This window comes from Flagellimonas amoyensis (assembly GCF_003058265.1).
In the GTDB taxonomy this organism is placed as follows: Bacteria; Bacteroidota; Bacteroidia; order Flavobacteriales; family Flavobacteriaceae; genus Flagellimonas; species Flagellimonas amoyensis.
Genome location: NZ_QBUK01000001.1, coordinates 284,166 through 301,243, shown reverse-complemented (window position 1 = coordinate 301,243; position 17,078 = coordinate 284,166). Strand labels below are relative to the sequence as shown.

Genomic DNA, 17,078 nt, shown 5'->3' with positions numbered 1-17,078 from the left:
CTTTGCCACAAACCCAAAGCTTAGCTTTTGAAGACCAAAGAAGATTTTTTGAACGGTCAGATCCTTCTGATCGACAAGCCCTTGGAATGGAGCTCGTTTCAGGCCGTTAATGCCCTAAAATGGGCCATTCGCAAAAAGTTCGACCTCAAGAAGATAAAGATTGGCCATGCCGGCACCTTAGATCCATTGGCGACGGGCCTGTTGATCATCTGTACCGGAAAGTACACCAAAAAAATCCCCGAACTCCAAGGCCAAGTAAAGGAATATACCGGCACGTTCACCGTGGGGGCCACTACGCCTTCCTATGATCTGGAAACCGAGGTGGACCAGACCTTCCCCACGGAACACATTTCCGACACGGCCATCAAAGAGACCACCAACCAATTTTTGGGGGAGATAGCACAGGTACCACCGGTGTTCTCCGCATTAAAAAAAGACGGAAAACGGCTCTATGAACTGGCACGGGAAGGAAAAGAAGTGGACATACAACCACGAAACATCACCATCTTGGAATTTGAAATTACCCGAATCGCCATGCCCGAGGTCGATTTCAGAGTGGTTTGCAGCAAAGGGACCTACATCCGTTCCTTGGCCCACGATTTTGGCGGTGCATTGGGCTCCGGAGCCTATCTTTCAGCCCTCAGAAGAACCAAAATAGGGGATTTCAACGTAAATAATGCTACCAGCCCTTTGGTTTTCAAAGAAAGTCTGGAGTAAAATATTTTTCGAAAAAAGCGGTTATAGTATGACCATGAACCTGAACAAAAGCCAATTATCGCTCTTGATCACCTTCTTTTCCATGGCCATTGTGATCTTGTTGTTGTTCAACATTCACTTGGGCGGGATGAAAGAAGATGAATACGTCATTGAAATGAGTTTGGCGGACGAGGACATCGAGAAATTGCTCGAAGAGGAGGACAGAAAACTGGAAGAGCTTGCCGCCAACAGCGATCCCATCAAAAGCCATATGGCCCTGAACGAGACGGCCAAACCCAATGTAGGGAACCCAGAGCCCTTGAAAACCTTGGAAGAACTTATCGAAGAAAGGGCATTGAGCAGTGAGACCGGGGAATATTCCGGGGACAGCAATTTTTCGAGCCAATTGAAGCAGTTGAGGGAACAACGGGACGAAAAAAAACAAAAATTGGGCGAACGTGATGCCCAAAAGCAGGAATTCACCAACTATTTAAAAGATAAGCGCACCTCCATTTCCTACTCTTTGGTGGAAAGAAATGCCTACTCGTTGCCGCCGCCCATCTACACCTGTATTGAAGGTGGAAAGGTGGTCATCAACATCAACGTGGATTCCAATGGCTATGTCACCGAGGCGAATTTCAACGACAAAAGTTCCACGACCAGCAATGGCTGCTTGGTGGACAACGCCATCAACTATGCGCTAAAGGCGCGTTTCAACCCCGATTCCAAAAGTTCGCAGATCGGGACCATCACCTATCTATTCCAGAGCAAGTAGTTGTAGGATATCGCTCAGGATATTCTGGCCTTTGTCCTTGTTGTACCAAACTTGGAGGTCCTGTTTGAACTCATCGGTCAGTTTTCCGTGCGCTGCCTTGAACGCCTCTACCATTTCCGTGGCCATACTGGGCCTAGGACCCCACTCTCCGACTATTTGGTCCTTGTTCTTGTCCAAAACAATGAGTTTGGGGATGGAACGGCTCCCATTGGTCAAAAAGGCATCCATAAGCTCAAGGTTTTCATCCCGGAGAATGATTCGGAGATCGATATTTTTTGCCTCCCCCGCAATTTTGTCCATGATGGGCAAACTGGCAGCGGCATCACCGCACCAACTCTCTGTCAACACTAAAAAAACCAGTTCCGAACCCAAGTTGGACAGTTGTTCCCGTGCATCTTCGGGCAATTTGAAGGTTTTCTCCCATCGGTGCATACGACGGTCGTTCAGCTGGGTAAAATCGATACGGGCCTCCGATTGGTCTGTCCCAGTCGCCTTGCCTTCCTGCGCCAATGCGTGCACCATTTCCCGGTATTGTTGGTATTCCTTTCCTTTGGAAAGGGCCTCCTGCACCAGTGCCAACCTGTCTTTTTCGATGACTTCCATTTTCTTTGTTTGTTTCAAAAATACAATGGGCCAATGGCCTATTCTGTGACTTTTGTCATAGGTTGTCGCAGATAGTCCAAGAACTTACACTTTCTTAGAGATCCTTAGAGTGTTTTGGGATTGATGGCCAGGCTTTTGAACAACTTGGCCTTGGTATGCAGGAACTTGTTCTCCATCTCGTTCTGCTTGAGATGCGCATCTATGAGGTTGCCCTCTCGGGAATTGATCAGGAACAGGGAACTCTCTCCAAAACTGAACTTTCGCTCCTCGGCGGATAGGAGGGTGGCATAGTCCTGTACCACATCCCGAATGATCTGGTTCTGGACCACATAGGAATCCAACTCGTTGTATATGGCGGTTATCTTGTTCTGTATTTCCACTTGGGCATTGTCCCTTTCAAACTCCGCATCCCGAAGTTTAAATTTGGCCAACTTGAGGTCTCCACGTTCCTTGCGCAAAAACAAGGGCATTTGAAAGGCGAGGCCGGCTTTGTAGTTTTCGGTGACAAAGGAATTCATCAGTTCTGGGGTTTCCGTGACAAAATTGTATTCCACGTTCAGTTTCGGAAGCAGTTTGTTGGCCTTCAATCTTTTGTCGGTCTCCAATCCTTCAATTTTATAGTCCAGCGAGACAATCTTGGGGTGGTTGTCCAGCATGAAACTATCCAAGGGCACTCCTTGGATCTCCAATGTGGAGTCAACATCTAGATCCATTTCCAGATCTGGCCGGACACCTGGTTGAAGTTCCACCGGAGTCTCATCGATCCACAAAAAATTGGCCACTTGCAAAGATGCTTTCATCAACTTTACTTTGGCCTGTTCATAACCAAGGGCCCTGTTGCGCACGGCGATCTTGGCCTCCACCGTATCGATCATGGCAATATCCCCTGCCAGGGCACTTTCCCTGATTCCTTCAAACCGTATCTCGGCATTTTCCAAAAAATCCTTGTACACCTCAACATCCCTGTAGGTCTTCAACCAATCAAAATAGGACACGGATGCGTTGTAGAGCACTTGGTTCACTTGAAGGTCCTGGTCGGCCTTGGACTGCTCCCTAAAAAGTTTAGCCTTTCGCAAGGTCGCCATCCGTTCGTTGATCCAAAATCCCTGAGCGAGCGACATGGAGACCCCGGCACTGTACAAGCCGTTCTCTGGCAGCGTTTCATCGGGGTTGATGTAATATCCCTCGCTTTGCTGGAAATTGCCCTTGAGTTCTATCCCGAACCAAGTGGGTATTTTGAACGTGGTGTTCAATCGGTCCCAATATTCAGTCCCGTTGAATTCTTTCCTACCATAATCAGCTTCTATTTTGGGGTCGAAGCCGCCTCGGGCCTTCATGAGGTTGGCCTGCCCCACGGGAATGTTCAGTTGGGCCTGTTTGGCCACGGGATGGTATTTTTTCACATACCCCAAATATTCCTTGAACCCAAGCACCTGCGGAGCCTCCTGACCGTATGAACGGCCTACGGCAAGGCAAACCAGCACCCAAAGTAGGTGTTTCACTTTATTTTGTGGTGACATCGGTATTGACATTTTGGGGTTGGTAATAATTGGGCGGGAAGCCATTGAGTTTTCGCCAGATTTCATACCAAATGGGCACATCTTCCAAAAGGGCCATGGTGCTGGCTCCCGAACCTACCCTGATGTCCTTGGGCCAGGGTGCATCTTCCTTGTCGGGAATCAAAAGGATACGGTACCTTCCATTGGGACTTATAAAGTTTTCAATGGCCACGATCTCACCTCCAAAGGTTCCATAGGACACATTGGGCCACCCGCTAAAAACAATGGCGGGCCAACCATCAAACTGAATTCGCACCTTTTCCCCGATATGGAGCAACGGCAAGTCTATGGGATCCACATAGGTTTCCACGGCCACATCGTAATTGGCTGGCATGATCCCCACCAACTGGGCTCCTTCCTTGAAGGTCTCCCCTATTCCAGACTGGATGGCCTTGTTGATATAGCCACTTTGGGGCGCCCTGATGTAGAGGAGGCTGTTCCTGACCTCATAGTTGGTATATTCATTTTCCAATTTGGTCACTTGCGCTTCGGAGTCAAATTGATTGGACTGGGCCGTATAGAGATCGCTCTGTGCTTTTGATATCTTGTCCGTGTATTCGGCCTGGACGCGGTTGATTTCCACCCGCGCATTGATGACCTCGTTTTTACTGGCCAACAATTTGTTCTCCTGGCTGATGAGTTTGGCCTGGGTTTCCTGCAGTTTCAAGCGTTTTTCCTCCAAATCGGTCACAGCCTTGAGGCCCTCTTTTTCCAATTGGACCACACGGTCATATTGCCGCTGTGCTATGGAAATGTTGGTCTTTGCCGCTTCCAGGTCGATGCTATCGCTACTGACCTTCAAAATTGATTGGGTCAACTTGTTCTTGGCCTGTTCCAACTTCAACTTTCTTTCGGTGGTCAATGCGTTGATCTGTTGCCCAAGGGCCTTCACTTTTTCCTTATATGAGGTGACCGACATGGATTTCGCCGCTATCTGCTTACCGGTACGCTCCACCAAATTGGGATCAAAGTATTCGCTCTTCACCTCGGAAATGTATAGGATGGTGTCCCCTTTTTCCACATAATCGCCTTCGCGCACATACCATTTTTCAATTCGTCCCGGAATGGGGGACTGAATGGTCTGCGGCCGCTGATCCGGGGTCAAGGTGGTGAGGTACCCCCGACCGGAAATGATCTGTGTCCAAGGCAGGAACAAGATGACCAGTACAATAATGGAGAACGCCGCCAAAAATCGGTTGAACTGTTTGTAATGTCTTTTATGAAAAACCTTTTTTCCGGCACCATATCCCAAAATATCCACCTTCTCGTTCAATTTGCTATGTGAGGAAATATTTAGCATCAGTTTCGTTTTACGTTGGTTAGTTTTCCATTTTCCATAGTGATCACCCGGTTACATTTTCTGATCCACTTGGGGTTTTCACTCACCACCACCAAAGACCAGCCGTTGGAGCTATCCGCCAAGAAATCCATTACCCGTTCCAATTCTTCTTCTTCGAACAGGTCCAAAGGATCTTTCAAGAGCAATAGCTTTGGTCTGTTCACTATACTGCGGGCCAGGACAATTTTCTTGGAAATAAAATCTGGAATCTTTTTCCCCTCTGGATATAAGACTGTTTTGAGCCCATCCGGCTGTTCTTTCACGAACTGGGTAAGACCAACCTTGTCCAAGGCCCAGTAGATGTCCTCGGAAGAAATGTCCTTGTTTCCAAAGGTGATGTTCTCCCAAATAGTGCCCTCGAAGGGATATTCTTCGGCAAGACAATGCCCCAAACGGGACCTATATTCCCTAAGATCTATACCCTTGAGCGAAACATTGTTGACATAGATATTGCCTGCATTGGGCTCCAAAACACCGGCAATGATCCGAAGTAAACTGGATTTTCCGGAACCATTGGGCCCATGTATGATGGTCGTAGTGCCCGGTTCAATATTAAAGGACACGTCGTCAATTATTTTTTTGTCCCTTCCAGGCACCTTGTACACCAACCCTTGCAGCTCGATGGTCAATCCTTTGTTGTCATCAAAAGGGCTCTCACCGTTCAATGGCTCAAGTTCCTTGTCCACTACCTGCCCCAGCTTTTCCAGGGATGTCAACAGGTCGTAAAAGGTTTCAAGACCCAAGATCATCTTTTCCACCGAGTTGATCACCAGCAGTATGATAATCTCCGCTGCCACAAATTGTCCAATGTTCATCTCTTGGTCCAACACCAGAAGTCCTCCGATCAGCAAAAGGCCCGCAGTGACCAATACCTTGAACCCGATCATTTGGATGAACTGAAGTACCAAGACCCTAAAATGATCTTCTCTAGCATCCAAATATTCTTCTACCAACGCATCGTTCTTGTTCATGGCCAAAGAGGTCCTTCCTGAAAGTTTGAAACTAATGATGGATCTGGCTATTTCCTGTATCCAATGGGCCACTTTATACTTATGTTTGGACTCTTCCAGACTGGTTTCCAATCCTTTCTGACCAGTGAACTTGAACACAAAGTAGATCAACAACACCAACAACAGACCATAAATGATAAAGAATGGATGGTAGAACGAAAGCAACATCAATCCAAAAATGATCTGCAAAAAGGCAGATGGAAAGTCTATGAGCACCTTGGAAAGTGATTTCTGTACGGTGATGGTATCGAAAAAGCGGTTGGCCAGTTCCGGCGGGTAATAATTGCGCAGTTCGCTCATCTTTATTTTTGGAAACCTGTAGGCAAACTCAAAGGAAGATCTGGTAAAGATTTTCTGCTGAAGGTTTTCAATGATCCGAATTTGCATCAATTGCAATGTGCCCACAAAAGCAACCCCCATAGTGACCAAAACCACCAGAATGAGCCACGAAGTGCTCACTTTTGCCCCCTGTATCAAATTGATGATGGCCTGTATGCCCAAGGGAAGGGAAAGGTTGACCAATCCGGCAAAGATGGCATAGTAAAAAACCTGTAGGATGTCTTTTTTATCCAAGGCCAGCAGACCCATCAGTCGCTGCCAAGCTGTAAGTATATTTTTTGCCATTCTATTTTTTTATTGCTCTAAAAACCAAATCCGTAAAATAATCTGTTGGTGTGATGTCCCCATCACAATCCGTGAGCGCAGGAAAATGCGCTTTGAGAAAATATTGATAAAGCGTGCCCTCCAGAACGGTGCTGGCCAACGAATTTGGATAGGGGTAACCTTTATCCACCGCTATGATCATTTTGCACAAACGCTCCACCAACCGCATGTAAATGATACAATACCCATCCCTTTTTTCCTTGGACACTTCCCTGACCAACAAGGACTTGGAATACTCATCTATGATGACCTTGTTGAGCACACTTTCGTTGATGTGGGATACCGTAGAGTCATACTCCACATTCTGGGTCAAGATTTCTATGGCCCTTTTCAACTTTTCCTTAGGGTCCGGGATGCCATTGGTCTCAAATACCATCCTGCATTCCATCCATGCCCAGTGCCACGAAGCCAGATATAGCAACAGCTTGTTCTTGTTTTCAAAATACCGGTAAATGGAACTCTCGTTCGATTTGATCCTGGTCCCTAGTTTTTTGAAGGTAAACTGTTCAAATCCTACCTCATCCAACAACAGGATGCTCTGTTCCACTATTTTCTTCCCCAGATCGGATGATTCGGGGTCTTTAATGTACAGCTCGTCGTTTATTCCCATTTTAAGAGAACGCATCAATACTTCCATCCTTTCTCTTTTTAAAATCAAATGTTGCAAAAATAATAGTTTTACTATCAATATATAACCCTTTAACTTTCGATTAACTATTGCCGATTTTCCAGTATTTTTGAAAAAAATGTAGTTGATGGAAAAACACAGGTGTGGGTGGTGCGTTGGCGACCCCTTGTATGAAGCATATCATGATACCGAATGGGGAGTGCCCGTAAAAGACGATGATCTACTCTTCGAATTTTTGATTTTGGAAACCTTCCAAGCAGGTCTGAGTTGGATCACCGTATTGAGAAAACGGGAGAATTTCCGAGAGGCCTTTGATCAGTTCGATTATCAAAAAATCGCGAACTACAAACAGCCCAAAATCGATGCGCTTTTGGAAAATCCGGGCATCATCCGCAACAAATTGAAGGTACACGCCACGGTCTCCAATGCCATTGCATTTATGGAAATTCAGAAGGAATTTGGGAGTTTCAGCAACTATATCTGGGGATTCATGGATGGCAGCCCCATCAAAAACAAACTGGAAAATTACAAGCATGCCCCTGCAACCACCCCTGTTTCCGACGCCATTAGCAAAGACCTGAAAAAACGCGGTTTCAAGTTTGTGGGCAGCACCGTGGTCTATGCCCATATGCAGGCCACAGGTATGGTGAACGATCACGAAATCCACTGTTTTAGATACCATGAAGTATAAGATTGGACTATTATTCCTGTGCTGTCTGCCCTTTTGGGTGGTGTCCCAGGAAAAGCGTGAACAGGAGTTCAGGATCGACAGGGAAGAATTCCCCGGGGCAGCGCTGGCCCAAATTGAAGGGTATCTGGCAAATGCCAAAAGGATCAGGTTCTACCAAGAGATGGACAGTACCAAAAAAAGCTACGAGGCCAAGTTCAAAAAGGGCAGGCTGCACTATAGTGTGGAATTCAATGAAAATGGCATTCTAGAAGACGTGGAATTTATCATCAAGGAAAGGGACATCCCTAGAGATACCTGGGACACGATCATGGACTATCTTGATGCTACATATCCAAAGTTCCGTATCAAAAAAATCCAACAACAACATCCTCTAACCGACCATGACCCCAAAAAAACATTGCACGAGGCCTTCCAAAACCTAATGCTGCCACACATCAATTATGAGTTTGTTTTTTCGGCCAAAAACGAAAAAGGATTCCAAACTTACGAGGCATTGTTCAATTTCGAAGGCAATTTGATCAACATCCGCAAATCATTTCCCCCAAGCTACGACCATGTCCTCTACTAATAAATGGCCCTTATTCCTTTTCTTTTTTTTGCTCTTTGGCACTATCCATGCCCAAGACAACCTTACTGGTTATTGGCAACCGCAACTTGCCATAAACTATGACGTGACCGGCATCTATTCGCATAATTTTTCGGTGGCCAACCGAAACTATATCATTGATGACAGCGAGGTAGTCCTAAAAACAAGACAGATTGATTTGGTCCATTTTTCCACACTGAAGCTGAAGGATAACCAAACACTCGCATTGGGCATACAGTACCGGTTCAGGAACAATTTTGATGGCGGCGACAACGAACTCCGGCTCACCCAGCAGTACAACGTGACCAGCAAACCTCTATCTGTACGTTATGGTCATCGGTTGCGATCGGAGCAGCGCATCACCGAATCTCTCACCACCCATAGGTTCCGCTACCGTTTTGCGGTGGATTTTCCCTTGATGGGCGAAAAGTTGGATCTAGGGGAGCCTTACTTCGTGGGGAGTTTTGAAAACCTGCTCAGTGTGGCCAAAGGCACCTCTTCCCTATATGATGTCAGGCTGAGCGGACAGATAGGGTGGCAACTGGACCACGGACTAAAACTTCAGGCCGGGGTGGAATATCGCATGGAGGAATTCACATCAGGGCTGCCCCAAAATGTAGTGTTCTTACTCACCAGCGCCCAATTGTCCCTGTAAAATTTCCATAAACCTGTTCCTAGGGATCAATTCGGCACCGAGGCTTTCCAAATGATCGGTATGGACTTGGCAATCGATGAGCTGATATCTTTTTTGTTGCAGTTCCTGTACCATTTTTATAAACGCATATTTGGAGGCATTGGGCCTTAGGCTGAACATGCTTTCCCCACAGAACACATGGCCCAGGTCCACGCCATAGAGTCCACCCACCAATTGATTTTCCTCCCAAACCTCATAGGAACGGGCTATTTTCTGATGGTGCAGATCGGCGTAGGCGGTCCTCATATCGGGGGTGATCCAAGTTCCTTGCTGCCCTTTTCGTTCCACTTGGCCACAGTGCTCCATCACTTGCTCAAAACAGGTATCTTGGGTGAGCCTGAACTTGTCGCTCCGCAACTCCTTCCGCATGCTCTTGGATATTTTTAATCTATCCGGAAAAAGTACCATCCTTGGATCAGGGCTCCACCAAAGGATCAGGGCATCGTCATTGAACCAAGGAAAAATACCGCTTTTGTAGGCCAAAAGGAGTCTTTCCGGCGAAAGGTCACCGCCCACGGCAAGAAGACCATCCTCATTGGCCAACTCCACCGAGGGGAATTCCAGTCGTTTTCCCAAAAAATGTAGCGGAAATTTGCTTCCGTAGTTTTCCACGATCCTGTTTTATCCTAAAAATAAGCAATGGAACAGAAATCAGAAAGCCCTTCCTTTTTCCAAGGTCGGGCTTTCCTAAAAATTGTTTTCCTAAAGGAAAGATGTTTGACTTTTAGAACGGAAGGTCGTCATGGTCCTCCTCATTGAGGTCGTCCGCAGGCTCAAAGGCCTCCATTGGGGGAACAGGGGGCATATTGCCATTGCTGGTCTCGGCCTGTAGGTTCTCTATTCGCCATCCTTGGATGGAGTTGAAATATTTGGTCTCTCCCTGGGGATTCACCCATTCCCTACCCCTAAGGTTGATGCTTATCTTCACGGGCTGACCCACATTATAGCTGTCCAACAAATCACACTTATCCTGCACAAACTCCACCAAAATATGCTGGGGATATTGCTCTTCCGTGGTCACTACGACCTCCCTTTTCCTAAAACCATTGTTTCCAAAGGTTTTGGTATCATCGATCATTTTGATTTTTCCCTGAACTTCCATTATGTTAATTTTTGTTGATTTTCAAAAGTACATAAAATGAATCCTATTGAAAACCCGTTATGCTAACTAACTATCAACATGTTTTCCATTTTCCGCTATCTTTAAAACACAATCCGACCAACAATGAACTTCAGCCCCCAAAGGAAAGCTTCCAATATTACTTTGTTGATATCAGCATTCATCATTGTGAGCTTGATCTTGTGGAACACCAACAGTTTTTTCAGAAAGTTCAAGGAAGAGGAGCGTTTGAAAATGGAAATATGGGCCACGGCCCAGTTGGAGCTCATCCAGTCCCCGGTGGACCAAGAACTGGGCAACCTCACCTTGAAGGTGATGGCCAACAATACCTCCACTCCCATGATCTTGGTGAATGAGGAAGGGTCCTACAAAACACATAATATTGCCAAGGACAAGATTGCCGACAGCATCTATATCCGACAAAAGATAGAACAGTTCAAAAATGAGAACGAGCCCATACAGATCATCCAGGAAGATGAACTGTTGGAAACTCTCTACTACGGAAATTCCGAGGTGCTCAACAAGTTGAAGTACTATCCCCTAGCGCTATTGCTCATCATATGCCTGTTCGGGACGGTCATTTTCTTTTTCTTCAAGACCAACAAGGCTTCGGAACAGAACAAGCTCTGGGCGGGCATGGCCAAGGAGACGGCACACCAGATCGGCACACCGCTTACATCGCTCATGGGCTGGAACGAACTTTTGAAAACCGAGGACATCAACCCGGATGTGACCAAGGAAATTGCCAAGGACATTGACCGCTTGCAGACCATTACGGAGCGTTTTTCCAAAATTGGCTCCATCCCTGAACTTCACGTCCATGATATTGTGGAGGAAACCAAAAAGGCCTACGACTATCTAAAACAAAGAAGCTCCAAACTGGTCCATTTTTCCTTTAGCAGCAATGTGGAGGAGGCGTTGGTGCTACTGAACCCCCCCTTGTACAACTGGAGCATTGAAAACTTGGTGAAAAACGGAATCGATGCGATGAAAGGCAAAGGGAACATCGCCATACAGATCGAGAAAAAAGGACAAACGGTCAACATTTTGGTTTCGGACACTGGTCACGGAATCGCGAAAAGTGACTTCCAGGACATCTTCAACCCTGGGGTGACCACCAAAAAAAGAGGTTGGGGACTGGGACTTTCCTTGGTAAAAAGAATTGTGGAAGAGTACCATAAAGGAAAAATTAAAGTATTTTCGTCAAGTAAGGAAGGAACAATCATGCAAATTTCCCTAAGAGCAAATGAAAAATGAGTCATGGCAAAGGAAAAAAAACTTGTACTAAAGGAAGCTGATATCACCAACAACTGCCCCGAATGTTACAATCAGGAACTGACGCTTACCTTTTACCAAAAGCACACCTACAGCCCGTTCTACCATCGGACCACAAACGAGGTGACCCACGAGATCAAGTGTAAAAAGTGCAATTCGACAATTTATCCGGTGAACTGGACCCCTGATATAGAAAGGGTCTATGAGTATTACAACAAGCTGGTGGCCCCCGACCGTAAGTCGGTGCGTTTTACCACCCTGTTCTTCATCATTGTGGCATTATTGCTCTCCCTAGTGGCGGGAGCTGTGTACTTTTTTATTCAGGGTACGATCTAGAGGTGGGACCGGATGGCTTCGGCCACGGCCTCAAATTCTGCTGTGGACAATTTTTCCTTGTGCTGAAAGGTTGCATTCGCCATGCTCTGCAAGGGAATAAGGTGCACATGCACATGGGGCACTTCCAAGCCGATGACCGTCATGCCGACCCGTTTGCAGGGAACGGCTTTTTCCAAGGCAATGGCCACTTTTCGTGAAAACGACATGAGTTTGTTATAGGATTCCTCGTCCAAGTCCCATATTTTGTCCACTTCTCTTTTGGGGACACATAAGGTATGCCCTTTGGAATTTGGGTTGATGTCCAAAAAGGCAAAGTTGTCCTCGTCTTCGGTTATTTTATGGCAGGGAATCTCCCCATTCATGATCTTGGTAAAAATACTGGCCATCTTGATTTGGTTTTTAACTAAAAATCCCGTCGTGGGACGGGATTAAATATACAGATTTTAATCGCTGTCATTCCCTGGTGATTTCCAAAACTTCCAGTTTCAGGGTTCCATTGGGCACCTTGATCTCTGCCATGTCCCCTACTGATTTTCCCAACAGGCCTTTTCCTATCGGGGAAGTAACGGATATTTTTCCCGTCTTTAGATCGGCCTCACTTTCGGCCACCAAGGTATATTTCATCACCATGCCATTGGCCTGGTTTTTCAATTTCACGGTAGACAGCACCAGTATTTTTGAGTCGTCCAGTTGCGATTCATCTATCAATCGGGCATTGGCCAAGGTTTCCTCCATCTTGGATATCTTCATTTCCAAGAGGCCCTGCGCTTCCTTTGCGGCGTCATATTCGGCATTTTCGGACAGATCTCCTTTGTCCCTGGCCTCTGCAATGGCTTGGGATGCCTTTGGACGCTCCACGTCCTTTAGCTGGTTCAGCTCGTCCCTCAACTTCTTCAATCCTTCAGCGGTATAATAAGATATCTTGCTCATATCGTGATGTTTTAATGCAAAAGAACATCGAAGAAAATCAAAAAAATTTCCCCAATGGTCTCTTTCTCTACAAATACAAAAAATCCTCTACGATTCCCATGACCTGCATGGTTTTTGCGAGGATTTAACGCAAATATAGGTAATTTTTGTTCAACTTTGTGGAAGCAGTCCATTGAAAATAGCACTATGAGATACTTCTGGGGCCTTTGCCTTATTTTAACCCTATTCGCCTGTAGTTCAGATAGTACCAATCGAAATCCCTATTTGCAAGAAGTGCGTTTTCGGTTCGACCTGAACCTAAACCTGCCCTTGTACAGCAACCTCAACACCATTGGCAATCCGGTGTATGTGGGAAACAGTGGTGTGGGCACCCGTGGTGCCTTTGTGATCAAATCCAGTTTGGACACCTATTATGCCTTTGAGGCCAGCTGCCCCAACCATACCCCCAACGATTGCTCCACCATGACCATTGACGGACAGAATGTGGTGTGTAGCTGCGAAGGGTACACGTACAGTCTATTTACGGGCCAGCAATTGGACAGACCCAACGATGGGAACAGATATCACGACCTGCTGTACTATAGGGCTACACAAAGTGGGAATGTGGTGGTGATCTCCAACTGATCAGCCATTGCCCAAAATCCGGTCCATGACCCAGCTGGTATGCAATCCTGTTTTTCCGGTAGATGGATGGGTTGCCTTACCAAGCAGGTGTTCCCTGATGTTTTCCACGTGAAATTGTTGCACATGGTCGGGGTGTAAAATTTCGATGGATTGTTGGCCCGATCCATTTTCAAATATCAAAGGAGCCTCGTCCAAAACAGCAAAGCTGATTTTTCCTGCAGAACCCAAAATGTCCACCTTATCTACCCTCAAAAAAGAGCCAAAGTTCCAAAGGCCCGTTCCGGTGATACCGCCTTCGTGCAACCAAGTCCCGGAAACCGTATCGTGTGCAGCATATAGCCCTTGTTGGTTCAAGGCAATCCCGTGGGCGGTTTGGACGTCCCCTAAAAGAAAGGTGAACAAATCCAGTCCGTGGCTCGCCAGATCATCAAAATAGCCTCCGGGCGCCACTTTTCCGTCCGTTCGCCAATTGTACTCCCCGCTCAGATCTATGTCACTTGGCGGTTTTGTCTTTTGCCAATGGATGTGCCGTACGTCCCCGATCAGTCCTTCATCCAGCCATTGCTTCACCTTAAGAAATCTGGGCAGGGAACGGCGGTAGTAGGCCACAAAAAGAGGAATACCCTTTGTGTGGAACGCTTCATAAATGGCAAGACTGTCCGCATAATTGGGAGCCATGGGCTTTTCGATACAGCAGGGTTTCCCGGCAGCGGCCACTTTTAGGGCATATAATTTATGGGAGTCGGGTGGTGTGGCAATATATATGGCATCTATTTCCGGATGGTCTATCACCTCATCCGCATTGGTGGTCCATTGGGCTATTTTGTGCCTTTCGGCATAGTCCCTCGCCTTCTCCGCATCGCGGCGCATGACCATTCGCACTTCAAAACCGGGAGTGTTCACATAGGCCGGAACGCTCTTTTTTTCGGCCACACTGCCACAACCAATGATGCCCCAACGAAGGGGTCTGTTTTCAGGAAAAAGAAAATGGGATTCTGCCATGTCATAAAAGTACAGAATCCCATTCATTACCGTTTAAAAAACAATGGTGGCCCCCAACAAAAAGTTGATTCCTGCCTGGGGATAATACCTTGCTTCCTCGATGGTGGTGATGGTTCCTGGGTTGGAAAAATCATCATCGTAGGTGTAAAAATATCCGTTGGAAACAATATCGGCATCGAAAATGTTGTTCACCAGACCGGACAGGACTATGCTCTTAAAAAAGGAGTTGGCCTTGATGACATATTGCACATTGAAATCGGTCTGGGTATAACTGTCCAAAGTGGAATTTTCCGAATCAATATTGCCCATATATTGCTTGCCCACAAATTTGGACAACAAGGACAATTGCAGGTTTTGATTAGGCTGAAAAGCCAAAATATTACCTGCCACGATCTTGGGGGAATAGGCGATGTTGGTATTTCCCAAGTCCTGTAGTTCCCCGTCCCGCTGAAAATAAAAATCAAGGTTTCGGTTGTCGCTAAGGGCAATGTTTGGCCTAAGCATGAACTTTTGTCCCAGTTTGATGTTGGCATCCATTTCCAGACCCAAGCGATAACTGTCCCCTACATTGGACCTCAAGGGCGCTCCTACATCGTTGAGCTCCCCGGTAAGCACCAATTGGTCCTTGTACCTCATGTAATACACGTTGGTGTTCCATTGGAAATTGGGGGAAACGTAGCGCCATCCCAACTCAAAATCGTTCAGATGCTCAGGTTTTGGGCTTCCACTTTCATAATCGTTACGGTTGGGCTCCCTGCTGGCCCTAGCATAGGAAAGATAGAAATTATTGTTCCGGTCCATGTCAAAAGTGATACCGGCCTTGGGATTGAAAAAGTCAAAGGTATCATCGACCAGTCCGGTATCGTTCCCATTGGCCTCATAGCCAACCCCTCGGTATTGCACATCGCCAAAAATGGACCATTTGCTATTGAGCTGATAGTTGGCCTTGGCATAGACATTAAGATCGGTCTTGGTGGAGTTATCGTCATAATATCGGTCCCGAATATCGCTGTTGCTGGCAAAGCGTGCCCAAATGATCTCACCGAAATGATCCCCCTTGTACTCGTTGTATCCTCCTCCAAAAATCAACCGGAGGTCGTTCTTCTTGTACGTGGCCGAGAAGACGGTCCCGTAAAAATCATTTTCCAGCCAACGCCTACGGATCAAATCTGTGATGTTCACCTCTTCACCGTCCACAGTAATGGGTTCCAATCCATAATCGGCAAAATCGTCCTCATCGCGGTACTGTTCAAAAAAACCTCGCCCACGTGTATAGTGGAAGGCCAGATTGGTGCTCCACTCAGGACTCAAGGTCTCGCTCCAGTGCAGTTGAAAATGATCTTGCTTGTAATTGTCCTCTTCATTGTCATGGAACCGGGTCTGTCCATTGGCATCGGTGTACTCACCCACAGGATTGAAGGTTCGGTCTTCTTCCAACTGCTGTGCGGTGACCCCGTCCCAAGCTTGATAAGTAATCTCGTGCCCCCCAAAGAGCAGGGCCTTTATAAGGGTGTTTTCGTCCTTATAGACCCCTTGCAGGAAATAGGCATCCAGTTCAGAAGCGGCTCTGTCCACATAACCATCGGAAGTGATGCGGGACAACCTGCCCGAAAATTCAAAATGATCGTTCAAGATGCCGGTGCTGAACTTCACATTGTTCCGTAGCGTGTTGAAGCTCCCCACGGATGATGAGACCTTGGCATAAGCTTCCTCGGAAAACGCATCGGTAAGCACGTTGAGGCTTGCCCCGAAAGCACCGGCCCCATTGGTCGAGGTTCCCACCCCTCGTTGCAATTGAAGGCTTTGGGTGGAAGAGGCAAAATCGGGCATGTTCACCCAAAATGTACCCTGCGATTCCGCATCGTTGTAGGGCACACCATTGATGGTCACGTTTACCCGCGTGGCATCACTACCCCGAACGCGAATGCTGGTGTATCCCACTCCGGCACCTGCATCGGAAGTGGTCACTACCGCAGGCATAAAGTTCATCAGAATGGGCACATCCTGCCCCAAGTTCCTGGAGGCCATTTCCTCCTGGTCCAAATTGGTAAAAGTGATGGGAAATTCCTTGGTCACCCTAATGGCCTGTACCAAGACCTCATCCAGCACGACCTTTTTTCCTTCCAAGGAATCGGTCTGCACCTCTTGGGCATTCATGCTAAGCGCCAGTCCGGAAAGGGCCAATGTTGCAAATAAGGTTTTGATGTTGCTCCCGTAGTTCTTTGACGGTCGCGTTGGACCGCATTTCAACCCAGCGGTCATGGGCTTACTGTTTGAATAAAGCAGTTTCATTCGTAAAAAATGTTACGAATAAAAGGGGTCATTATTCTTGTTGATAAATGATTTTTGTTTCAAAAGAAACATAGAAATTCCAAGATGCGCCTAGCGCAATCCCTTGGCGGCATTACCCGCCCAGGTTCATTGGGTATAATCTCAGCCTTTCGTGAAAAAAGCACCCCTTTGAGATGGGGCAAATGTACTGTGCCGAGGCCACTTTTCATAAAAATAAATCGAGAAAATTTAACTTTTACTAACAACCGGGACCCC

The 17,078-nt window shown here is 46.8% G+C and carries 19 protein-coding genes; 8 read left to right on the top strand and 11 right to left on the bottom strand.

What is annotated here, in order from left to right:
* The first annotated feature begins 27 nt into the window (after nucleotides 1-27).
* Both truB and DB398_RS01260 read left to right on the top strand, forming a co-directional pair.
* Entirely contained in the window at nucleotides 28-717 is a 690-nt protein-coding gene (gene truB, locus DB398_RS01265) for a tRNA pseudouridine(55) synthase TruB (protein WP_108422581.1), read from the top strand.
* 34 nt (nucleotides 718-751) lie between these two features.
* On the top strand, nucleotides 752-1,471 hold the full coding sequence (locus DB398_RS01260) for a hypothetical protein (protein WP_108422820.1): 720 nt from the start codon (nucleotides 752-754) through the stop codon (nucleotides 1,469-1,471).
* Here the strand turns inward: DB398_RS01260 and DB398_RS01255 are convergent.
* The 5 genes from DB398_RS01255 to DB398_RS01235 all read right to left on the bottom strand — a co-directional run bounded on the left by DB398_RS01255 (nucleotide 1,454) and on the right by DB398_RS01235 (nucleotide 7,282).
* A complete protein-coding gene (locus DB398_RS01255; protein WP_108422580.1) occupies nucleotides 1,454-2,074 on the bottom strand; it encodes a thioredoxin family protein in 621 nt (206 codons plus the stop codon). The two genes, DB398_RS01260 and DB398_RS01255, sit on opposite strands and share 18 nt — an antisense overlap.
* Before the next feature lie 104 nt (nucleotides 2,075-2,178).
* Complete coding sequence (locus DB398_RS01250) at nucleotides 2,179-3,594, bottom strand: TolC family protein (RefSeq protein ID WP_108422579.1); 1,416 nt, start codon at nucleotides 3,592-3,594, stop codon at nucleotides 2,179-2,181.
* Entirely contained in the window at nucleotides 3,578-4,933 is a 1,356-nt protein-coding gene (locus DB398_RS01245) for an HlyD family secretion protein (RefSeq protein WP_108422578.1), read from the bottom strand. Before DB398_RS01245 ends, DB398_RS01250 begins: the two co-directional genes overlap by 17 nt.
* Nucleotides 4,933-6,606: a peptidase domain-containing ABC transporter gene (locus tag DB398_RS01240; RefSeq protein ID WP_108422577.1), complete on the bottom strand. Its 1,674-nt coding sequence runs from the start codon at nucleotides 6,604-6,606 to the stop codon at nucleotides 4,933-4,935. The genes DB398_RS01245 and DB398_RS01240 overlap by 1 nt, the downstream gene beginning before the upstream one ends.
* 1 nt (nucleotide 6,607) lies before the next feature.
* Nucleotides 6,608-7,282, bottom strand: coding sequence for a TetR/AcrR family transcriptional regulator (locus tag DB398_RS01235; protein ID WP_108422576.1), 675 nt, complete (start codon nucleotides 7,280-7,282; stop codon nucleotides 6,608-6,610).
* 118 nt (nucleotides 7,283-7,400) lie between these two features.
* Between DB398_RS01235 and DB398_RS01230 the strand changes: the two genes are divergently transcribed.
* From DB398_RS01230 to DB398_RS01220, 3 genes are read left to right on the top strand one after another with little or no spacing between them, the layout of a single operon-like run.
* The gene (locus DB398_RS01230) at nucleotides 7,401-7,964 is read left to right on the top strand and encodes a DNA-3-methyladenine glycosylase I (RefSeq protein ID WP_108422575.1); all 564 of its coding nucleotides are present in this window, start codon (nucleotides 7,401-7,403) and stop codon (nucleotides 7,962-7,964) included.
* Nucleotides 7,954-8,532, top strand: coding sequence for a PepSY-like domain-containing protein (locus DB398_RS01225; RefSeq protein WP_108422574.1), 579 nt, complete (start codon nucleotides 7,954-7,956; stop codon nucleotides 8,530-8,532). Before DB398_RS01230 ends, DB398_RS01225 begins: the two co-directional genes overlap by 11 nt.
* Nucleotides 8,519-9,205, top strand: a complete 687-nt coding sequence (locus DB398_RS01220; RefSeq protein ID WP_108422573.1) for a DUF2490 domain-containing protein — start codon at nucleotides 8,519-8,521, stop codon at nucleotides 9,203-9,205. Before DB398_RS01225 ends, DB398_RS01220 begins: the two co-directional genes overlap by 14 nt.
* Here DB398_RS01220 and aat read toward each other — a convergent pair.
* Both aat and DB398_RS01210 read right to left on the bottom strand, forming a co-directional pair.
* Entirely contained in the window at nucleotides 9,176-9,856 is a 681-nt protein-coding gene (aat, locus tag DB398_RS01215; RefSeq protein WP_108422572.1) for a leucyl/phenylalanyl-tRNA--protein transferase, read from the bottom strand. The genes DB398_RS01220 and aat overlap by 30 nt on opposite strands.
* A gap of 112 nt (nucleotides 9,857-9,968) precedes the next feature.
* Nucleotides 9,969-10,346 carry a DUF3127 domain-containing protein gene (locus DB398_RS01210; RefSeq protein ID WP_108422571.1) on the bottom strand — a complete coding sequence of 126 codons (378 nt, stop codon included), beginning with the start codon at nucleotides 10,344-10,346 and terminating at the stop codon, nucleotides 9,969-9,971.
* Nucleotides 10,347-10,469: 123 nt separating this feature from the next.
* On the opposite strand from DB398_RS01210, the gene DB398_RS01205 reads away from it, so the two are divergent.
* Both DB398_RS01205 and DB398_RS01200 read left to right on the top strand, forming a co-directional pair.
* Nucleotides 10,470-11,621: a sensor histidine kinase gene (locus DB398_RS01205; RefSeq protein WP_108422570.1), complete on the top strand. Its 1,152-nt coding sequence runs from the start codon at nucleotides 10,470-10,472 to the stop codon at nucleotides 11,619-11,621.
* Nucleotides 11,622-11,624: 3 nt separating this feature from the next.
* Nucleotides 11,625-11,975: a hypothetical protein gene (locus tag DB398_RS01200; RefSeq protein ID WP_108422569.1), complete on the top strand. Its 351-nt coding sequence runs from the start codon at nucleotides 11,625-11,627 to the stop codon at nucleotides 11,973-11,975.
* Here the strand turns inward: DB398_RS01200 and DB398_RS01195 are convergent.
* Both DB398_RS01195 and greA read right to left on the bottom strand, forming a co-directional pair.
* Nucleotides 11,972-12,361 carry an HIT family protein gene (locus tag DB398_RS01195; protein WP_108422568.1) on the bottom strand — a complete coding sequence of 130 codons (390 nt, stop codon included), beginning with the start codon at nucleotides 12,359-12,361 and terminating at the stop codon, nucleotides 11,972-11,974. The two genes, DB398_RS01200 and DB398_RS01195, sit on opposite strands and share 4 nt — an antisense overlap.
* Before the next feature lie 67 nt (nucleotides 12,362-12,428).
* Nucleotides 12,429-12,905: a transcription elongation factor GreA gene (gene greA, locus DB398_RS01190; protein WP_108422567.1), complete on the bottom strand. Its 477-nt coding sequence runs from the start codon at nucleotides 12,903-12,905 to the stop codon at nucleotides 12,429-12,431.
* Between the two features lie 186 nt (nucleotides 12,906-13,091).
* Here greA and DB398_RS01185 point away from each other — a divergent pair, with 186 nt between their 5' ends.
* Nucleotides 13,092-13,529 (top strand): Rieske (2Fe-2S) protein, encoded by a 438-nt coding sequence (locus DB398_RS01185; protein ID WP_108422566.1) that lies wholly within the window; start codon nucleotides 13,092-13,094, stop codon nucleotides 13,527-13,529.
* Here the strand turns inward: DB398_RS01185 and DB398_RS01180 are convergent, their stop codons facing one another.
* Together DB398_RS01180 and DB398_RS01175 are read right to left on the bottom strand one after the other, a co-directional pair.
* Nucleotides 13,530-14,558 carry a Gfo/Idh/MocA family protein gene (locus DB398_RS01180; RefSeq protein WP_234415981.1) on the bottom strand — a complete coding sequence of 343 codons (1,029 nt, stop codon included), beginning with the start codon at nucleotides 14,556-14,558 and terminating at the stop codon, nucleotides 13,530-13,532.
* A 6-nt stretch (nucleotides 14,559-14,564) separates the two neighbouring features.
* On the bottom strand, nucleotides 14,565-16,823 hold the full coding sequence (locus DB398_RS01175) for a TonB-dependent receptor (protein ID WP_470295051.1): 2,259 nt from the start codon (nucleotides 16,821-16,823) through the stop codon (nucleotides 14,565-14,567).
* Nucleotides 16,824-17,078: the final 255 nt, after the last annotated feature.